This is a genomic window from Burkholderia sp. RF7-non_BP4, assembly GCF_001521935.1.
GTDB lineage: Bacteria > Pseudomonadota > Gammaproteobacteria > Burkholderiales > Burkholderiaceae > Burkholderia > Burkholderia diffusa.
The window spans coordinates 121,880-141,106 of the sequence record NZ_LOTA01000028.1; the positions used below are offsets into that span (position 1 = coordinate 121,880).

Sequence of the window (19,227 nt, forward strand, 5' to 3'; positions counted from 1 at the left end):
TTACCCCCGGCTCTTGAACTGCTGAACGGCGTTCAGGCTCGTGTTCAGGTTCGGCACCGCGACCGTCAGCGATGCGCCGTCGACCTGCTTGAGCAGATCCTCGACGGTTTGCGTGTCCCTCGATGCCTGGTCGAAATACTTGCCGAGCGACGCCTGCGCCGCATGCAGGTCGGCCTTCATCGCGCCGTCATTGCGCGCGAGCAGCGACAGCCGCGCGGTGAGCAGGCGCAGCTTCACGTTCTCGCGTACGAAGTAGCCCTGGTCCGGCGATGCGAGCATCGCGTCGGCGTTGTCGATCCGGCGCACCTGCACGAGGCCCTTCAACTGCTGACCGAGCCCGGCCGAGAAGTCATGCCACCACACCTTCCAGCGCGGCTCGCCGGCCACGGCCGCGGCCGACGAAGCAGCGTCGGCCAGCACGGCCTTCGGTGCCGCATGCGGGACGATCGCCTCGCCGGACAGCGGCAGCGCGTCGATCTTCGCGATCGCGTCGTCGAGCTTGATCGCGAGGCCCGTAAGGTCGGCCGACGGTGCGGCCTTCAGCTTCTCGATGTCCTGCGCGAGCGCCTTGCGCACCGTCACGGCCTGCGCGCTCTGCGACGTCGCGAGGCGCGCATCGGCATTCTGCAGCGCGATCAGCGCGAGTTGCGTGTTCCCCGTCAGCTGCAGTTGCTGGCTCGCGCTCGACAGCATCTGATCGACCTCCTCGAGCATCCAGGCGTCGCGGTTGCGCGACAGGTCCTGGTATTGCTGCTGCAGCGCCTGCTGCGCGCTCTGCGCGTCGGCGAGCTTGCCGTCGAGCTGCGCAAGCTGCGTGTCGACCTGATGCGTGCTCGCGAGCGCCTGCTCGGTCTTCGTGCGGGTTTCGGCCGTCTGCGCATCGAGCGCCTTCTGGCGCGCGACGAACGACTCGTCGAGCCGGTCGACCTTGCGGTTCAGCGCGTAGCCGCCCACACCCGCCGCGCAGCCGAGCACGACGACGACGAACCACAGCGCCGCGCTGCCGCCGCGGCGCGCATGCGGTTCGGACGCGAGATAAGGAGGAGTGGACGGCGGTGCGGATGCAGCGGCCGGCTGGGAAGCGACGCCTTTGGAATCGTTGGTATCTGTCATGCGTTTAGTCACCGGTGCGGCTGTCGCCGGTTGGACGGCCTCGTCGGCCATCGTTCGAAACGCGCGGACGATGCGCTCATCGCCCGCGCCGGTCAGCGTAATCCTATCAAAACCCAGTGCGCGCGCGGTCTGCTCGATGCGCGGATGCGGCGTCACGAGCGGCGCATGCTTCAGCGCCTCGATCTCGGCGTCGTTCAGATGCGCGCGAGAGAGTTCGTGCAGGTTGCGCACGCCCTCCGAGCTCGTGACGAGCCACGCGTGCGGCGCGCCGGCGAGCAGCGCATGCACGCGCTCCCACGCGCCGATGCGCGGCTCGGGCACGACGCGCCGGTACGCGGCGACCAGCGTGACCTCCGCGCCGGCTTCGCGCAGCCGCTCGGCGAGCCATTCGCGGCCGCCGTCGCCGCGCACGATCAGCACGTGCCGGCCGGCGAGCGCGTGCGCGCCGCCGAACGCGGCCTCGATGCTCGCGAACAGGCTTTCCGAATCGTAATGCGGGACGCCGCCATCGGCGGGCGCCTGCGGCGCGATCACGCGATGCGTGGGCGCCGCGATGCCGTGGCGCTCGAGCGCCGCGACGCTGCCGGGGCCGACGACGCCGACCGGCAGCGCATTCGGCCAGATCGCGCCGTACTGCGCGAGCGCGCGGTCGATCGCGTTCGGCGACACGAAGATCACGAGCGCGTAACGCTCAAGCGCCGCGAACGCGGCGTCGAGCGGCGCCGGATCGTCGACCGGCGCGATGTCGATCAGCGGGAATTCGAGCACGTCGCAACCGGCCTCGGCCAGTTGGGCCGCAAGCGCGGCCGACTGACCGTCCGGGCGTGTCAGGACGGCGGTGAACGCGCGCGCGCCGCCCGCCATCAGGCGTCGCCCTTGCCGGCCTGCGAGCCGGCGAGCAGTGCGTTGACGATGTCGCGCGCGCCCTGCGCCTCGAGCTCGTCGGACACCGCGCGGCCGAGCGCGAGCGCATCGGCGACGGTCATGACGGCACCGCACTCCTCCGCGGTCAGCACGCGCTGTCCGTCGGTCGTCGACACGCGGCCCGTCAGGTACAGCTCGCCCGCGCGCCACACCGCGTGGGCGGCGAGCGGCACCTCGCAGCTGCCGCCGAGCGCGCGCGACACCATCCGCTCGGCCTCGACCGCGAGCGCGGTCCGCGGGTCGTGCAGCGGCGCGAGCCATCCGGCGACGTCCGTGCGATGCGCGGCGATTTCGATGCCGAGCGCGCCCTGGCCGGCGGCCGGCGGGCTGTCCTCGACGCCGATCAGCGCGCGGATTCGCGCTTCGAGGCCAAGGCGCTTCAGGCCCGCGGCCGCGAGAATGATCGCCGCATAGTCGCCGCGATCGAGCTTCGACAGGCGCGTGTCGAGGTTGCCGCGCAGCGGCAGCACGTTCAGGTGCGGATAACGCGCGCGCAGCATCGCCTCGCGGCGCAGGCTCGACGTCCCGACGACCGCGCCGGCCGGCAGCGCGTCGAGCGACGCGTAGTCGTTCGACACGAACGCGTCGCGCGGATCCTCGCGCTCCATGATCGCGGCGAGCGAGAAGCCGTCGGGCAGCGCCATCGGCACGTCCTTCAGCGAATGCACGGCCAGGTCGGCACGGCCGTCGGCGAGCGCATTCTCCAGTTCCTTCACGAACAGGCCCTTGCCGCCGACCTTCGACAGCGTGCGGTCGAGAATCTGATCGCCACGGGTCGTCATCCCGAGGATTTTCACGTCACAAGCTGGATATAATTTGCGCAGCGCATCACGCACATGTTCGGCTTGCCACATCGCCAGGCGACTCTCGCGCGAAGCAATCGTCAGCGTCACGGGGGCTTGTGCCGACCGCGGCCCGGCCGAAGAGATCTCGGAATTCATTGCAGGAACAATCGAAGGACGGGATTGAAGATCGAACAATGGTAGCACGCACGCCCCGGCCCGCCCGGGCCCGGCGCCTGCGCCCGCCGCGCTTCGGCGCCGGCGGCGACACCGATGCGCGGATGTGCCGCATGTAGCTGGTTGCTTGACCGCAGTTCCCGTAGTTTCCGCAGTCCCCGCAGTCCCTTTTGACTCGAGCTTTCCCAAGGAAACCCATCGTGAAGTCTTCCGGATCGGCCCGTACGACGCGCCGCAATGCTGCCTTGCCCTCCTCCGACGCCCAGACGGGCTCCATCGCCACCGCCGCGAACGGCCGTGCGAAAACGGCAACGAAACCGAAAGACCCGATACGTCAGACAAAACGCGCGATCAAGACCGCCACCCCGGCCAACGGCAAGGCCGGCGCGGCGAAGCCCGGCGCCCGCACGCGCGAGGACAAGGACGGCCCGCTGTTCGAGGACATCCGCTACCTCGGCCGCCTGCTCGGCGACGTGGTGCGCGAACAGGAAGGCGACACCGTGTTCGACGTCGTCGAGACCATTCGCCAGACGGCGGTGAAGTTTCGCCGCGAGGACGACAGCGAGGCCGCGCAAACGCTGGAGAAAAAGCTGCGCAAGCTGACGCCGGAGCAGACGGTGAGCGTCGTGCGCGCGTTCAGCTATTTCTCGCATCTGGCGAACATCGCGGAAGACCGCCATCACAACCGCCGCCGCCGCATCCACGCGCTGGCCGGCTCCGCGGCCCAGCCCGGCACCGTCGCGTACGCGCTCGAGCAGCTGAAGACGACCGGCAACGCGTCGAAGCGCCTGCTGCAGCGCTTCTTCGACGATGCGCTGATCGTCCCGGTGCTGACCGCGCACCCGACCGAAGTGCAGCGCAAGAGCATCCTCGACGCGCAGCACGACATCGCGCGCCTGCTCGCCGAGCGCGACCAGCCGCTGACGGCGCGCGAACGCTCGTACAACGAATCGATGCTGCGCGCGCGCGTGACCGCGCTGTGGCAGACCCGCATGCTGCGCGACGCGCGCCTGACGGTCGGCGACGAAATCGAGAACGCGCTGTCGTACTACCGCGCGACGTTCCTCGACGAGCTGCCTGCGCTGTACGGCGACATCGAGGCCGCGCTCGCCGAGCACGGCCTGTCCGCGCGCGTGCCCGCGTTCTTCCAGATGGGCAGCTGGATCGGCGGCGACCGCGACGGCAACCCGAACGTGACCGCCCCGACGCTCGAAGAAGCGATCAACCGCCAGGCCGCGGTGATTCTCGAACACTACCTGGAACAGGTGCACAAGCTCGGCGCCGAGCTGTCGGTGTCGAACCTGCTGGTCGGCGCGAACGACGCGGTGAAAGCGCTCGCGGCCGCGTCGCCGGACCAGTCGCCGCACCGTGTCGACGAACCGTATCGCCGTGCGCTGATCGGCATCTACACGCGGCTCGCCGCAAGCGCGCGCGTACGACTCGGCGAAGGCACGGTGCCCGTGCGCAGCGCCGGCCGCGGCGCGCCGCCGGTGCGCGCGGTGCCGTATGCCGATTCCGAGGCCTTCGTCGCCGACCTCAAGGTGCTGACCGCCTCGCTCGACGAACACCACGGCACGTCGCTCGCCGCGCCGCGCCTCGCACCGCTCGTGCGCGCGGCCGAGGTGTTCGGCTTCCATCTCGCGAGCATCGACCTGCGCCAGAGCTCCGACATCCACGAAGCCGTGGTCGCCGAGCTGTTCGCGCGTGCCGGCGTGCACGCAGACTACGCGTCGCTCTCCGAGGACGACAAGCTGATCGCGCTGCTTGCCGCGCTTGCCGATCCGCGCCCGCTGCGCTCGCCGTACATCGAATACTCGGCGCTCGCGCAGAGCGAGCTGGGCGTGTTCGAGAAGGCACGCGAGGTGCGTGCGCAGTTCGGTCCGCGCGCGGTACGCAACTACATCATTTCGCACACCGAGACGGTCAGCGACCTCGTCGAAGTCCTGCTGCTGCAGAAGGAAACCGGGCTGCTCGAAGGCGCGTTCGGCGCCGCTCACGACAGTGCGCGCAACGGCCTGATGGTGATTCCGCTGTTCGAGACGATCCCCGACCTGCGCGACGCCGCGCGCATCATGCGCGAATACTTCGCACTGCCGGGCATCGACGCGCTGATCGCGCACCAGGGCGCCGAGCAGGAAGTGATGCTCGGCTACTCGGACAGCAACAAGGACGGCGGCTTCCTGACGTCGAACTGGGAGCTGTATCGCGCGGAGCTCGCGCTCGTCGACCTGTTCCGCGAACGCAAGATCACGCTGCGGCTGTTCCACGGCCGCGGCGGCACGGTCGGCCGCGGCGGCGGCCCGACTTACCAGGCGATCCTGTCGCAGCCGCCGGGCACCGTGAACGGCCAGATCCGCCTGACCGAACAGGGCGAGGTGATCGCGAGCAAGTTCGCGAACCCCGAAATCGGCCGGCGCAATCTCGAGACGGTGGTCGCCGCGACGCTCGAGGCGTCGCTGCTGCCGCAATCGAACGCGCCCGCCCAGCTGCCCGCGTTCGAAGCCGTGATGCAGACGCTGTCCGACGCCGCGATGGCGTCGTATCGCGCGCTCGTCTACGAAACGCCCGGCTTCACCGACTACTTCTTCTCGTCGACGCCGATCACCGAGATCGCCGAGCTGAACATCGGCAGCCGTCCGGCCTCGCGCAAGCTGCAGGATCCGAAGCACCGCAGGATCGAAGACCTGCGCGCGATTCCGTGGGGCTTCTCGTGGGGCCAGTGCCGGCTGCTGCTGACGGGCTGGTACGGCTTCGGCAGCGCGGTGAGCGCGTATCTCGACGGTACGCAGGACGCAGCCGAACGCACGAAGCGCGTCGCGCTGCTGAAGAAGATGAACAAGACCTGGCCGTTCTTCGCGAATCTGCTGTCGAACATGGACATGGTGCTCGCGAAGACCGATCTCGCGGTCGCGTCGCGCTATGCGCAGCTGGTCGCCGACCGCAAGCTGCGCAAGCACGTGTTCGAGCGGATCGTCGCGGAATGGGAGCGCACGTCGCAGGCGCTCGCGGAAATCACCGGTCACGCAGGCCGCCTCGCGACCAACCCGCTGCTCGCGCGCTCGATCAAGAACCGCTTCCCGTATCTCGATCCGCTGAACCACCTGCAGGTCGAGCTGATCAAGCGTCACCGCGCGGGCGACACGAACGCGCGGCTGCGCCGCGGGATTCACCTGACCATCAACGGGATCGCGGCCGGCCTGCGCAATACGGGCTGATCCGTGCGCGGCGCGGGCCTGCCCGGCGCCGCGCCGGCATCGCGAAGCGAAAGCCGCAAAACGAAAGCCGCGATACGCAACCACGCGTATCGCGGCTTTTTTTCATGGAGCGGCACGACGGCGCCGGCCGCCGTGTCGCCTCATACGCTCATTGCGCGTCGATCAGCAGCGCGTCGTGCTCGAACGAGCCGTCCGTCCGCACCGCGTAGTAGCCGCGCACCTCGTCGGGCGCATGCGCCCACAGCGCGCGGATGCCCGCGACGCTGTCGGCCGGCGTGCGGATCCGCTCGACCCATGTATCGAAATCGATCGGCAAGCGCCAGCGGCTCTGCACGTGCGCGTCGAACCCAGCGTCGCGGAACATCGCGAGCCATTCGTCGGCACGGTAGTCGCGCACGTGCGACGCGTCGCGCAGCACTTCGGCGGCCTGCAGATAGGTGTCGAGCAGCGGATGGTCGTTGCCTGCGATGTCGATCATCAGCACGCGGCCGCCCGGCTTCAGCACGCGACGCACCTCGGCGAGCGCCGCGCGCACGTCGTGCCAATGGTGCGCACTCATCCGGCTGACCACCCAGTCGAACGTGCCGGCTTCGAACGGCAGCCGTTCGGCCGGCCCCTGCTGCGTGCGGATGTTCGCGAGCCCGCGCTCGCGCGCGGCGGCGTCGACGGTCGCGAGCATCGGCGCCGCGAGATCGTATGCGACCACCTCGCGCACGTGCGGCGCGACCGCGAAGCTCGCGTGGCCCGCACCGCAACCGAGATCGAGCACCGCGGCGTCGGGCGTCGCGCGCACGGCGTCGGCCAGCGCCTGCAGATCGGCGCCCGTCGCGTGGACCGTGCTCGTCAGGTAGGCGGCGGCCGTCGTGCCGAATGCGTCGGCGACCTGGTCGTGGTGTTTCATCGTTCGCTCCTTCTTTGGGTGGGGCGCTCGCTGCCTGTCAGCGCGCGAATCGCTACAATAGGGCCGCGCTTGTACCAGTACAAGTTAAGCAGTTATTCTGGTATTTGTTACACCTGCCTGATCCTTCGCGCCTTCGGCGCCCCTTTTCAGCCGTTTCCGCATGAACCTGCCGTCCTCCGCCCCCACCCCGCCCCTCGACGCGACGCCCGCCCGCGCACTCGGCGAATTCATCCGCGCGCACCGCGAACGGCTGTCGCCGCAGGCCGTCGGCCTGCCGCCCGGCCCGCGCCGCCGCACGCCGGGGCTGCGGCGCGAGGAAGTCGCGCAGCTGTGCGGCGTCAGCCCCACCTGGTACACGTGGATCGAGCAGGGTCGCCCGGTGTCGGCGTCGGCCGATGCGCTCGCGCGGATCGCCGTCGCACTGCAACTGTCGAAGGCCGAACGCGCTTACCTGTTCGAACTGGCCGCGCAGCGCGATCCGGCCGAGCCCGACGTCGCGGCCGGCGACCTGCCGCCGACGCTCGCGGCAACCGTCGCCGCGATCGCCACGCCCGCCTACGTGCTCGACCGGCAATGGAACGCGCTCGCATGGAATGCACCGGCCGCCGCGCTGTTCACGGGCTGGCTCGACGGCGAACACGACCGCAACCTGCTGCGCTTCACGTTCATGGCGCCGGCCGCGCGCACGCTGATCGTCGACTGGGAAACCCGCGCGCGGCGACTCGCGGCCGAATTCCGCGCCGACTCGATCCGCCATCTCGCCGATGCGCCGACCCGCGCGCTGATCGACGCACTGATGGCCGGCAGCGATGCCTTCGCGCAGTATTGGGCGTCGCAGGACGTGTTCGAGCGCGAAGGCGGCCTGCGCGAATTCGACCATCCGGCCGACGGCCGCCTCGTGTACCAGCAGATCACGCTGAAGCCCGCGCATCGCGAGGACCTGAAGCTGGTCGTGCTCGTGCGCGATTGACGCGGTTCAGAAGCTGATCGTCGCGGTAATGGTGTCGCTGTAGTTGCCGGGCGCCGGTGTCGTCTGCGCGGGTACGCGGCCGTATATCGTGATCGCCTGCGCGAACCCGCTCCCGGTTCCGGTCGCCATCGTCGTGCCGCCGGTGCCGTCGCCCCACGGTTGCGTGAAGGCGCTGTCCTGATAGAGCTGATAGCTGACCGAGCCACCGCCCGTGCGTCGCATCGTGCGTGCAGTGACACTGCCGCTGGCGCCGCCGTTCAACGCAATCTGGAATGCATCGCCGTTCGTGCATCGCGCACTGATCGAGCCGCTCGCGGTCAGCGCCGACGCCAGCACGCCCGACGCCGGAAACGCAACGCCGGTCGCGCTGATGATGCAGTTGTTGATGACGGTGGCGGTGGCGGTAAAACTCATCGTGCCCGCCGTCGCCTGCGATGCGCACGGCGTCGGCAGCACGCCGAGCAGCGAAAAACTGTAGCTGTAGGCGGCCTGGTTGCCGCTGAAGCTCTGCGTATAGACCGTGCTGGCATTGTTCACGGTCGGCACGGTGGGCTGGTTCGCCGCGATGCGGCCGTAGATGGTCACGTTCGTACTCGCGGACGTGCCGAGCCCGGGTTTCGTCAACGAGACGGATATCGGCGTCGTGCCGGTACTGACCGCGCCCCAGGGCTGCGAATAACCCGAGTCCTGATACAGGTCGTACTGCATCTGGTTCGCCCCGTTGGTCAGGTAGCGCGGGCTCGTGCCGGCGAGGTTCACGCAAACGAGCACACCTGTGTTCAGGCTCAGTGTGTCCCACGTGCAACTCACGGTCATCGTGCTGTTCGTCGTATAGGCCTGCTGCGTAATCGGACTGACCGAGCCGAAGCTCGGCACCGGCGGCGTCACCGAACACGAATCCGCGCGGGCCGACATCCACGGCAAGCTGAGCAGCACGACCAGCAACAGGCACGATAGCGCGCGCAACCAGCGGCGCGCCGTGCGGAATCCGTGATCCGCCATGCATTCCCCCGAAAATGCCCGTCCGTTCGACCCGGCTTCCGGCCCGGGCAGCGCCCTCATGGTATCCGTCCGAGCACCGATCATTCGCACTGTTGCTTGATCCATGTCAAAACCGCCGATGGCCATCGATCTCGAACCCCTGACAATGCGCTCCGAGTCGGCGTTTTCTCCATTGCGCGCGAGCGAATCCGTGGAGTAGTCTTCCACCAACGACAGAGCGGTTACGGCGACCGGCAATAGACCACGCGGCAGGCACTCCGCGGCCGGGCGACCCCATTGAACGGCAGGAGATAATCATAATGAACGCTTCCCGACGTCGTATTCTTTCGGCCACGCTCGCGGCCATCTTCGCATTCGCGCCCGCGCTGCAGCCCGTCACCGTTGCCGCAGTCTATTCGAACGGCACGGCCACCGCCCAGTTCAACGTCACGCTCACGATCCAGGCAAACTGCGCGATCGCCGCGAATCCGCTTGCATTCGGCTCGTCCGGCGTGCTCACGGCGGCGATCAACCAGCAGACCACGGTCTCCGTCACCTGCTCGAACTCGACGCCGTACAACATCGGACTCGATGCCGGCTCGGTCAGCGGCTCGACGGTCTCCAGCCGGCTGATGGCCGGGACGACGAGCGGCAATACCAGCACGACGGTCGGCTACCAGCTCTACCAGGACTCGGGCCACACGACGGTCTGGGGCAACACGCAAGGCACCGACACCGTCGGCGGCACCGGCACCGGCTCCGCGCAGGTGCTGAACGTGTACGGCCAGGTGCCGACGCAAGCGACGCCGAAGCCGGACACCTACCAGGCCGCCGTCACCGCCACCGTGTACTTCTGACGCGCCGTGGCATCGATCCCGCGCGCCCTGGCCGCGCTGTGCGTCGCGTCGGCGTCCGCGGCCACGTGCGCCGCCACACTGCAGATCACGCCCGTGACGATCGAGCTGCCGCCGTCGGCGGCCGCGGCGAGCATGACGCTCAGCAATCCGGGCGGGCAGCCGATCTACGGCCAGGTTCGCGCCTATCGCTGGACGCAGGAAAACGGCGACGACGTGATGACGCCGACCGATGCGCTCGCCGCCTCGCCGCCGCTGCTGCAGATCGGCGCGAACGCCGAGCAGTTGATCCGGCTCGTACGCACGGGACGCGGCGCGCCGGCCGCCGAGGAAAGCTATCGCGTGCTGATCGACGAACTGCCCGCGCCCGGCACGCCGGCCGAGAACGGCATCACGATCCGGCTGCGCTATTCCGTGCCCATCTTCGTCGAGCCCGCCGGCACACCGCAAACGCCACGCCTCGACTGGCGCGTCGAGCGCGACGGATCCGGCACGCGGCTCGCGGTCGACAACCGCGGCGGACGTCGTGCGCAGATTTCCGCGGTGCGTCTCGTCGACGCGCGCGGCACCGTGCACGACGTCACGCGCGGCCTGCTCGGCTATGCGCTCGCGGGCAGCACGCGACGCTGGCCGCTCAAGCTGGACGCGGGCGCGGCCGGGTTCGTCAGGATCCAGGCGACCGTCAACGCGCAGCCGGTCGAAGCCCGGCTGGCACCGCCCTGATCCACGCCGGAGGATCGCAAGACGTTGCCCGTTCCGACAACGAGCACGGCCCTCCGGGCTGCCTGCCCCGCCCGATACGCCCGGCCCGCCGCCGCGGTGCTGGCACTCGCGGCGGCGCTGGCACCGCATGCCGGTGCCGTCCGTGCGCAGCCGGCGCCGGCGCCGATGCCGGCGGCAGCCGCAGCCGCGCCTGCACCCGACACACTGTTTCTCGACGTGTCGCTCAACGGTGAACCGACGCACCGCATCGCGCGCTTCCAGCGAATCGACGGCCGGCTGTACGCTGCGTCCGCCGACCTGAACGACCTGGGCATCGCGACCGGCGACCGGGCGACCGCGCCGTCGAACACGCTCGTCGCACTCGATACGCTCGCGGGGCTGCGCTACGACTACGACGCGGGTCGGCAGACGCTCGACCTGCGCGTGTCCGATGCGCTGCGCATCCCGCACACGTTCGATACGCGCGCGCTCGCGGCCGCGCCACCCGCCACCTCCGGCCGCGGCTTCGTGCTGAACTACGACGCCTACGCGCAAACCATCGCCCACGCCCCGCTCGCGGTCTGGAGCGAGGCGCGCTATTTCGATCCGGCCGGCGTGTTCAGCAGCACCGGCATCGCGTACCTGTACGACGACCGCCGGCGCTACGTGCGCTACGACACGTCGTGGAGCCACTCGAATCCCGGCACGCTCACGACGACCCAGATCGGCGACACGATTTCGTCGTCGTTGTCATGGACCCGCTCGCTGCGCCTCGGCGGCGTGCAGTGGCGCAGCAACTTCGGCCTGCGCCCCGACCTCGTCACGTTTCCGGTGCCGGCGCTGTCCGGCAGCGCGGTCGTGCCGACCTCCGTCGACCTGTACGTGAACAACGTGCGCCAGTTCAGCGGCGACGTGCCGAGCGGGCCGTTCGTGATCAACAGCGTGCCCGGAATCACCGGCGCGGGCAACGCGACGGTCGTCACGCGCGACGCGCTCGGCCGCTCGATCGCGACGACCATTCCGCTGTACGTCGACACGCGCCTGCTCGCGCCCGGCCTCGCCAGCTATTCGGCCGAAGCCGGGTTCCTGCGCCGCGCGTATGGCAATGATTCGTTCGACTATGCGCGCACGCCGGCGGCGAGCGGCTCGCTGCGCTACGGCATCAGCGAGCGGCTGACCGTCGAGGCGCATGCGGAAGCGACGGCCGGCGTCTACAACGCGGGCGCCGGCGCGCTCGCGCGCCTCGGCGAGCGTGGCGTGGCGAACGCATCGCTGGCGCTCAGCGCGCCGGGCCGCGCGGGCGTGCAGGCCGGCGTCGGCTACCAGTACGTGACGCCGCGCTTCTCGATCGATGCGCAGACGCTGCGCGCCTTCGGCGACTACGGCGACCTCGGCAGCCGCGAAGGCGTGCCGGTCTCGCGCGCCACCGACCGCGTCACGGTCTCGTTCCCGTTCCTGCGCGCGCAGACGCTGTCGTTCAGCTATCTCGGCCTCAAGTATCCGGGCGTCGCCCCGTCGCGGATCGGCTCGATCGCGTACCTCGTCAATCTCGGCGGGCTGAGCTCGATCACGTTCAGCGGCTTCCAGGATTTCCGGCAACACGACGCACGCGGCTTCTTCGTGAGCCTGAGCATCGGGCTCGGCGGCAACACGTCCGTCTCGGCGAACGCCGGCCGGCAGAACGGCGACTCGACCTACACGCTGAACGCGACGAAGCCGCCCGATTACGGCGGCGGCGTCGGCTGGAACGTGCAGGCGGGCGCCAACGCGGGTATCCGCTACGCGCAGGGGCAGTTGCAGTATCTCGGCCGCGCCGGCCAGGTCACGCTGCTCGCGCAATCGTTCGACGGACGCGGCAACGCGTCGGTCGACGTCACGGGTGCGTTCGTGCTGATGGACGGCCGGCTGATGACCGCGCGCCGCGTCGACGACGGTTTCGCGCTCGTCTCGACCGACACCGGGCGCGTCCCCGTGCTGCACCAGAACCGGCTGATCGGCGAGACGGACCGGGCCGGCTACCTGCTCGTGCCCGACCTGAATGCGTACCAGAGCAATCGCGTCGCGATCGACGGCACCGCGCTGCCCGCCGACGCGCGGATCGCCGACACGACGCTCGACGTCGTGCCGCAGGCGCGCTCCGGCGTGCTCGCGCACTTCGCGGTGACGCGCTACAGCGCCGCGTCGATCGCGCTGCGCGCGCCGGACGGCACGCCGCTGCCGCCCGGGCTCGAGGTTCGCCACGTCGAAAGCGGCCAGCGCACGATCGTCGGCTACGACGGCCTGACCTTCGTCGACGGCCTCGGCGCGAACAATCATCTCGAAATCTCGGGCGGCGGCCGCGACTGCGCCGTCGAATTCGCGTACCGGCGCCCGGACGACGGCACGCTGCCGCGCATCGGGCCGCTGACCTGCGGCCCCCGGTAATCCGCGCCTTTTCGCGGCCGACGCGCGCGCCGGCCGCCAGCCCCGCGAATGCTAGAATTGCGGGATTCCCTCGGCGGCGCACGCCGCCCAACTCCCCTTCGAAGAATCGCCATGACGTCCCAACTGCACAAAAAGGGCGAGGCCTGGTCGGCCCGCTTCTCGGAACCGATGTCGGAGCTGGTCAAGCGCTACACGTCGTCGGTGTTTTTCGACAAGCGCCTCGCGCTCGTCGACATCGCCGGCTCGCTCGCGCACGCGAGCATGCTCGCGGCGCAGAAGATCATCAGCGCCGACGACCTCGCCGCCATCGAACGCGGGATGACGCAAATCAAGGGCGAGATCGAGCGCGGCGAATTCGAATGGCAGCTGGATCTCGAGGACGTCCACCTGAACATCGAGGCGCGCCTGACCGCGCTGATCGGCGACGCCGGCAAGCGCCTGCACACGGGCCGCTCGCGCAACGACCAGGTCGCGACCGACATCCGTCTGTGGCTGCGCGGCGAGATCGACCGCATCGGCGGCCTCCTGAACGATCTGCGCGGCGCGCTGGTCGACCTCGCCGAACAGAACGCGGACACGATCATGCCGGGCTTCACGCACCTGCAGGTCGCGCAGCCGGTGACGTTCGGCCACCACCTGCTCGCGTACGTCGAGATGTTCACGCGCGACGCCGAGCGCATGCGCGACTGCCGCACCCGCGTGAACCGCCTGCCGCTCGGCGCGGCCGCGCTCGCCGGCACCAGCTATCCGATCGACCGTCACGCCGTGGCGAAGACGCTCGGCTTCGACGGCATCTGCGCGAACTCGCTCGACGCGGTGTCGGATCGCGACTTCGCGATCGAATTCACGGCGGCCTCCGCGCTCGTGATGACGCACGTGTCGCGTTTCTCCGAAGAACTCGTGCTGTGGATGAGCCCGCGCGTCGGCTTCATCGACATCGCCGACCGCTTCTGCACCGGCAGCTCGATCATGCCGCAGAAGAAGAACCCGGACGTGCCCGAGCTCGCGCGCGGCAAGACGGGCCGCGTGAACGGCCACCTGATGGCGCTCCTCACGCTGATGAAGGGCCAGCCGCTCGCGTACAACAAGGACAACCAGGAAGACAAGGAACCGCTGTTCGACACGGTCGACACCGTCGCCGACACGCTGCGGATCTTCGCCGAAATGGTCGCCGGCATCACGGTGAAGCCGGACGCGATGCGCGCGGCCGCGCTGCAGGGCTTCTCGACCGCGACCGACCTCGCCGACTATCTCGTGAAGCGCGGGCTGCCGTTCCGCGATGCGCACGAAGCCGTCGCGCACGCGGTGCGGATCTGCGACGATCGCGGGATCGACCTCGCCGACCTGACGCTCGACGAAATGAAGCAGGAACTGCCGAACGTCGCGCACCTGATCGGCGACGACGTGTTCGGCTACCTGACGCTCGAAGGTTCGGTCGCAAGCCGCAACCACCCGGGCGGCACCGCGCCCGATCAAGTGCGTGCGGCGGTCAAGGCCGCTCGCGCCGCGCTCGGCAAGTAAGCCAGTCGGCACGGACCGGCGCCTTCGGCGTCGGTCTTTCGCTCGGGCGGCCGCCGCGCCGCCCGACGCCCTTCCCGCTTCCCGGATACCGCCGATGACCTTCTCCGCCGCGCTCTTCGACATGGACGGCCTGCTCGTCGATTCCGAGCGGACCATCATGAACACGTGGATCGACGTGTCGACCGCACATGGCATCGTGCTGACCGAGATCGACTACCTGCAGATCGTCGGCCGCTCGTTCGCCGAGGGCCAGGTCATTCTCGCGCGGCTGATCGGCGACACCGCCACGTTCGACGCCGTGCGCACTCTCGTGCGCGAACGGCTCGCCGCGCCCGAACCTCATCCGAAATTTCCGCTGAAGTCGGGCGCACTGGCGCTGCTCGAGACGCTCGCGCAGGCCGGCATTCCGTGCGCGGTCGCATCGTCGTCCGCGCGCGACGTGATCCGTGCGCGGCTCGATGCGGTCGGCGTGCTGCCGTTCTTCCGCGCGATCGCGGGCGGCGACGAAGTCGCGCGCGGCAAGCCCGACCCCGCCGTGTACCGGCTCGCGGCCGAACGCCTCGGCGTGCCGGCGCACGCGTGCGTCGCGTTCGAGGACAGCGACTTCGGCGCGCAATCGGCCGCCGGCGCGGGCGCATCGGTCGTCACCGTGCCCGACCTGAAGGCGCCGACACCCGAGATCGTCGCGCTGAGCCTGCACGTGCTCGCGTCGCTCGACGATGCGGTCGCGCTCGTGCCGTCGTGGTTCGGCCGTCTGGACACGCAGCAGCCCGCGTAGGCGCCGCGCGCGGCACGCCACATGCAAAACGGGCACCCTCGGGTGCCCGTTTTCCGTTTCCGCGCCGAATGACCGGCGTCGCGGCGATCGTCAGTCGTTGCCGGCCGTCTCCGACAGACGCTTCATCGTCGCGATGCGCGCGCCGATCAGGTCGACGCGTCCGTCCTCGCCGACAAGCGGCGCCGTCGCATCGCTGAACGCGACCCACGCGCGCTGCGCACGCACGAGCGTCGCGGCCGAATGCGCGGGCATCTTGCGACGCAGCTTCTGGTAATAGCGGTTCAAATCGAACAGCGCGTGCTCGCACGCGGCATCCTGCACGCACGGCCGCACGCGGCGAATGGCCGGTTCGCGCGGCGCGTTCGCCGGCTTGCCGGTGGCCGCCGCGGCAGTGCCCGCACCGCCCCGGGTGTCGCCTTGCGCACCGCTCGTGGCCGCCACCGGCACGGCGGCAGGCGGCGCATAGCGGTCGGCCGCCGCGCGCAGCGCCAATGCGCGATCGCGCACCGGCTGCAACTGCATGTCGGCGCTCGACATCGCGTACGCGGTGCCGCGCGTCGTGTCGTACACGGCCTTCAGCAGATGAACTTCATCCTTGCGCCACGTGACCCAGCGGCGCTGGCTGTCCTGCCAGCCGCGCTTCGCGTCGGCCGGCGCGTCGTTCGACAGGCGCTGGTACGCACCGTCCATCACCGCCTGCCACTGCTGCTGCGCTTCGCCCATGCACTGGATCTGGCCGGCCGTCGACGACCGGTCGCGCCGCGCGAGGCACTGCCGCATCGCGACGTCGATCGGGTCGGCCGCCGCCACTTCCGCATGCGCGACGCTCAGCCCCGCCGGCCCTGCCGACCAGCCTGCCCAGACGACGAGCGCGGCCAGCGCCGCACGCATCGTCCGGATTCGTCCCTGCGCCGCCATCAGTCGCGCACGCAATCGACGAAGTACTCGACGCGGCCGTTCACCTCTTCCGCGACGAGGCCGTGGATGTCGGTGTGGAAGCCCGGGAAGCGCTCGTTGAAGTCGCGCGCGAACCGCAGGTAGTTCACGATCGTCTTGTTGAAGCGCTCGCCCGGAATCAGCAGCGGGATGCCCGGCGGGTACGGCGTGAGCAGGATGCTCGTCACGCGGCCTTCGAGCTCGTCGAGCGGCACGCGGTCGATCTTGCGGTGCGCGAGCTTCGCGAACGCGTCCGACGGCTTCATCGCCGGCTCCATGTCCGACAGGTACATCTCCGTCGTCAGGCGCGCGATGTCGTTCGCGCGGTACACGTCGTGGATCTGCGTGCACAGGTCGCGCAGGCCGACGCGCTCGTAGCGCGGATGCTGCGCGACGAATTCCGGCAGCACGCGCCACAGCGGCTGATTGTTGTCGTAGTCGTCCTTGAACTGCTGCAGCTCGGTGACCATCGAGTTCCAGCGGCCCTTCGTGATGCCGATCGTGAACATGATGAAGAACGAATACAGGCCCGTCTTCTCGACGATGATCCCGTGCTCCGCCAGGTACTTCGTGACGATCGCGGCCGGAATGCCCGTCTCGCCGAACTCGCCGTCGACGTCGAGCCCCGGCGTGATGATCGTCGCCTTGATCGGGTCGAGCATGTTGAAGCCTTCCGCCAGCGGGCCGAAGCCGTGCCAGTGGTCGTTCGGCTTCAGCATCCAGTCCTCGCGCGAGCCGATGCCTTCTTCCGACAGGTCGTCCGGACCCCACACGCTGAAGAACCAGTCGTCGCCGTATTCGGCGTCGACCTTGCGCATCGCGCGGCGGAAGTCGATCGCCTCGGCGATCGATTCCTCGACGAGCGCGGTGCCGCCCGGCGGCTCCATCATCGCGGCCGCGACGTCGCACGACGCGATGATCGCGTACTGCGGGCTCGTCGACGTGTGCATCAGGTACGCCTCGTTGAAGCGGTGCTTGTCGAACGTGCGGTTCTCCGAATCCTGCACGACGATCTGCGACGCCTGCGAGATGCCCGCGAGCAGCTTGTGCGTCGAGTGCGTCGCGAACACGAGCGCGCCCGTGCGCGGACGGCCGTCGCCGATCGCGTGCATGTCGCGGTAGAAATCGTGGAAGGTCGCATGCGGCAGCCACGCTTCGTCGAAGTGCAGCGTGTCGAGCAGGTCGCCGAGCAGGTCCTTGATCATCTCGACGTTGTAGACGACGCCGTCGTACGTGCTCTGCGTGATCGTCAGGATCCGCGGCTTCATGTCCGGGTTCTCGCGCAGCGCCTCGCGCGCGAACGGGTTCGCCTCGATCTTCTTGCGGATGTTCTCCGGCTTGAATTCGTCGCGCGGGATCGGCCCGATGATGCCGAAGTGATTGCGCGTCGGCGTGAGGAACACCGGAATCGCGCCCGTCATCGTGATCGCGTGCAAGATCGACTTGTGGCAGTTGCGGTCGACCAGCACGATGTCGCCCGGCGCCACCGTCGCATGCCAGACGATCTTGTTCGACGTCGACGTGCCGTTGGTCACGAAGAACAGGTGGTCCGCGCTGAAAATGCGCGCCGCGTTGCGCTCGGACGCCGCGACCGGGCCCGTGTGATCGAGCAGCTGGCCGAGTTCGTCGACCGCGTTGCAGACGTCGGCGCGCAGCATGTTCTCGCCGAAGAACTGGTGGAACATCTGGCCGAGCGGGTTCTTCAGGAACGCGACGCCGCCCGAGTGGCCCGGGCAGTGCCACGAGTACGAGCCTTCGTCCGCGTACTTCACCAGCTCCTTGAAGAACGGCGGCGCGAGCGAGTCGAGATAGACCTTCGCCTCGCGGATGATGTGGCGCGCGACGAACTCCGGCGTGTCCTCGAACATGTGGATGAAGCCGTGCAGTTCGCGCAGGATGTCGTTCGGCAAGTGGCGCGACGTGCGCGTTTCGCCGTACAGGAAGATCGGGATGTCCGCGTTGCGGCGGCGCACTTCGGTGACGAACGCGCGCAGCTCGATGATCGCGGTCGCGAGTTCGGGCAACTCGCCGTCCGGGCCCGTTTCGCCGAGCATGAGTTCGTCGTCGTCGATCGACAGGATGAAGCACGACGCGCGGCTCGACTGCTGCGCGAACGACGTCAGATCGCCGTAGCTCGTGAGGCCGAGGACTTCGACGCCCTCCTTCTCGATCGCTTCGGCCAACGCCCGGATGCCGGAGCCCGAGATGTTCTCGGAGCGGAAATCTTCGTCGATGATGACGACGGGGAAACGAAACTTCATGGGCGATTCTCCAAAAAGAACGACCGCGGCGCGTCACGCGCAGCGGTCACCCGGAAACTGGTGAGACGTTATGCAACCAGATCAGGTTTTCGGCAGCGTGACACCGCGCTGACCCTGATACTTGCCGCCGCGATCGGCGTACGACACGTCGCACACTTCGTCGCTTTCGAAGAACAGCACCTGCGCGACACCTTCGTTCGCGTAGATCTTCGCGGGCAGCGGCGTGGTATTCGAGAATTCCAGCGTGACGTAGCCTTCCCACTCGGGTTCGAACGGCGTCACGTTGACGATGATCCCGCAGCGCGCGTACGTCGACTTGCCGAGGCAGACGGTGAGCACGGTGCGCGGGATGCGGAAATATTCGACGGTGCGGGCCAGCGCGAACGAGTTCGGCGGGATGATGCACACGTCGCCCTTGAAATCGACAAACGAACCCTCGTCGAAGTTCTTCGGATCGACGATCGTCGAGTTGATGTTCGTGAAGATCTTGAATTCGTCCGCGCAGCGGATGTCGTAGCCGTAGCTCGACGTGCCGTAGCTGACGATCCTGCGACCGTCCTCGGACGCACGAACCTGATCGGGCACGAACGGCTCGATCATCTTGTGTTCTTCGGCCATGCGCCGAATCCACTTGTCGGACTTGATGCTCATAACGGGGCGCCAGGAAACGCTGCGTGACGGTAAACGA

General features: G+C 68.9%; 14 protein-coding genes. 7 read left to right on the forward strand and 7 right to left on the reverse strand.

Annotated elements, in window-relative coordinates; genetic code table 11:
* Entirely contained in the window at window positions 1–1,977 is a 1,977-nt protein-coding gene (gene hemDX / locus WS49_RS10435; protein WP_059527520.1) for a fused uroporphyrinogen-III synthase HemD/membrane protein HemX, read from the reverse strand.
* Complete coding sequence (gene hemC / locus WS49_RS10440) at window positions 1,977–2,978, reverse strand: hydroxymethylbilane synthase (RefSeq protein WP_059527523.1); 1,002 nt, start codon at window positions 2,976–2,978, stop codon at window positions 1,977–1,979. Before hemC ends, hemDX begins: the two co-directional genes overlap by 1 nt.
* Before the next feature lie 218 nt (window positions 2,979–3,196).
* Here hemC and ppc point away from each other — a divergent pair, with 218 nt between their 5' ends.
* Entirely contained in the window at window positions 3,197–6,211 is a 3,015-nt protein-coding gene (gene ppc, locus WS49_RS10445) for a phosphoenolpyruvate carboxylase (RefSeq protein ID WP_059527526.1), read from the forward strand.
* A gap of 148 nt (window positions 6,212–6,359) precedes the next feature.
* Here ppc and WS49_RS10450 read toward each other — a convergent pair whose 3' ends face one another.
* On the reverse strand, window positions 6,360–7,112 hold the full coding sequence (locus WS49_RS10450; RefSeq protein ID WP_059527529.1) for a class I SAM-dependent methyltransferase: 753 nt from the start codon (window positions 7,110–7,112) through the stop codon (window positions 6,360–6,362).
* A 160-nt stretch (window positions 7,113–7,272) separates the two neighbouring features.
* On the opposite strand from WS49_RS10450, the gene WS49_RS10455 reads away from it, so the two are divergent.
* Window positions 7,273–8,082 (forward strand): helix-turn-helix transcriptional regulator, encoded by an 810-nt coding sequence (locus tag WS49_RS10455; RefSeq protein WP_059468225.1) that lies wholly within the window; start codon window positions 7,273–7,275, stop codon window positions 8,080–8,082.
* Window positions 8,083–8,088: 6 nt separating this feature from the next.
* Here the strand turns inward: WS49_RS10455 and WS49_RS10460 are convergent, their stop codons facing one another.
* Window positions 8,089–9,084: a Csu type fimbrial protein gene (locus WS49_RS10460; protein WP_059527534.1), complete on the reverse strand. Its 996-nt coding sequence runs from the start codon at window positions 9,082–9,084 to the stop codon at window positions 8,089–8,091.
* Between the two features lie 299 nt (window positions 9,085–9,383).
* Here WS49_RS10460 and WS49_RS10465 point away from each other — a divergent pair, with 299 nt between their 5' ends.
* The 5 genes from WS49_RS10465 (at window position 9,384) to WS49_RS10485 (ending at window position 15,342) form a co-directional block, all read left to right on the forward strand.
* Complete coding sequence (locus tag WS49_RS10465; RefSeq protein WP_059527537.1) at window positions 9,384–9,920, forward strand: Csu type fimbrial protein; 537 nt, start codon at window positions 9,384–9,386, stop codon at window positions 9,918–9,920.
* A gap of 6 nt (window positions 9,921–9,926) precedes the next feature.
* Window positions 9,927–10,640 (forward strand): fimbrial biogenesis chaperone, encoded by a 714-nt coding sequence (locus WS49_RS10470; RefSeq protein WP_059527540.1) that lies wholly within the window; start codon window positions 9,927–9,929, stop codon window positions 10,638–10,640.
* Window positions 10,641–10,805: 165 nt separating this feature from the next.
* Entirely contained in the window at window positions 10,806–13,043 is a 2,238-nt protein-coding gene (locus WS49_RS10475) for a fimbria/pilus outer membrane usher protein (RefSeq protein ID WP_257130199.1), read from the forward strand.
* 111 nt (window positions 13,044–13,154) lie between these two features.
* Window positions 13,155–14,564 (forward strand): argininosuccinate lyase, encoded by a 1,410-nt coding sequence (argH, locus tag WS49_RS10480; protein WP_059527543.1) that lies wholly within the window; start codon window positions 13,155–13,157, stop codon window positions 14,562–14,564.
* Between the two features lie 94 nt (window positions 14,565–14,658).
* The gene (locus WS49_RS10485; RefSeq protein WP_059527546.1) at window positions 14,659–15,342 is read left to right on the forward strand and encodes an HAD family hydrolase; all 684 of its coding nucleotides are present in this window, start codon (window positions 14,659–14,661) and stop codon (window positions 15,340–15,342) included.
* A 90-nt stretch (window positions 15,343–15,432) separates the two neighbouring features.
* On the opposite strand, the gene WS49_RS10490 is transcribed toward WS49_RS10485, so the two are convergent.
* The 3 genes from WS49_RS10490 to dcd form a co-directional block, all read right to left on the reverse strand.
* The gene (locus WS49_RS10490; protein ID WP_059527548.1) at window positions 15,433–16,260 is read right to left on the reverse strand and encodes a lysozyme inhibitor LprI family protein; all 828 of its coding nucleotides are present in this window, start codon (window positions 16,258–16,260) and stop codon (window positions 15,433–15,435) included.
* The gene (locus tag WS49_RS10495; protein ID WP_059527551.1) at window positions 16,260–18,539 is read right to left on the reverse strand and encodes an arginine/lysine/ornithine decarboxylase; all 2,280 of its coding nucleotides are present in this window, start codon (window positions 18,537–18,539) and stop codon (window positions 16,260–16,262) included. Before WS49_RS10495 ends, WS49_RS10490 begins: the two co-directional genes overlap by 1 nt.
* A gap of 81 nt (window positions 18,540–18,620) precedes the next feature.
* Window positions 18,621–19,190, reverse strand: a complete 570-nt coding sequence (gene dcd, locus WS49_RS10500) for a dCTP deaminase (protein WP_006398615.1) — start codon at window positions 19,188–19,190, stop codon at window positions 18,621–18,623.
* Window positions 19,191–19,227 lie beyond the last annotated feature (37 nt).

What these genes read in the sequence shown, in the direction of transcription:
- hemDX (WP_059527520.1), bottom strand. Translation starts at nt 1,977, where the DNA reads ATGGCGGGCGGCGCGCGCGCGTTCACCGCCGTCCTGACACGCCCGGAC.
- hemC (WP_059527523.1), bottom strand. Translation starts at nt 2,978, where the DNA reads ATGAATTCCGAGATCTCTTCGGCCGGGCCGCGGTCGGCACAAGCCCCC.
- WS49_RS10450 (WP_059527529.1), bottom strand. Translation starts at nt 7,112, where the DNA reads ATGAAACACCACGACCAGGTCGCCGACGCATTCGGCACGACGGCCGCC.
- WS49_RS10455 (WP_059468225.1), top strand. Translation starts at nt 7,273, where the DNA reads ATGAACCTGCCGTCCTCCGCCCCCACCCCGCCCCTCGACGCGACGCCC.
- WS49_RS10460 (WP_059527534.1), bottom strand. Translation starts at nt 9,084, where the DNA reads ATGGCGGATCACGGATTCCGCACGGCGCGCCGCTGGTTGCGCGCGCTA.
- WS49_RS10465 (WP_059527537.1), top strand. Translation starts at nt 9,384, where the DNA reads ATGAACGCTTCCCGACGTCGTATTCTTTCGGCCACGCTCGCGGCCATC.
- WS49_RS10475 (WP_257130199.1), top strand. Translation starts at nt 10,806, where the DNA reads ATGCCGGCGGCAGCCGCAGCCGCGCCTGCACCCGACACACTGTTTCTC.
- argH (WP_059527543.1), top strand. Translation starts at nt 13,155, where the DNA reads ATGACGTCCCAACTGCACAAAAAGGGCGAGGCCTGGTCGGCCCGCTTC.
- WS49_RS10485 (WP_059527546.1), top strand. Translation starts at nt 14,659, where the DNA reads ATGACCTTCTCCGCCGCGCTCTTCGACATGGACGGCCTGCTCGTCGAT.
- WS49_RS10490 (WP_059527548.1), bottom strand. Translation starts at nt 16,260, where the DNA reads ATGGCGGCGCAGGGACGAATCCGGACGATGCGTGCGGCGCTGGCCGCG.
- WS49_RS10495 (WP_059527551.1), bottom strand. Translation starts at nt 18,539, where the DNA reads ATGAAGTTTCGTTTCCCCGTCGTCATCATCGACGAAGATTTCCGCTCC.
- dcd (WP_006398615.1), bottom strand. Translation starts at nt 19,190, where the DNA reads ATGAGCATCAAGTCCGACAAGTGGATTCGGCGCATGGCCGAAGAACAC.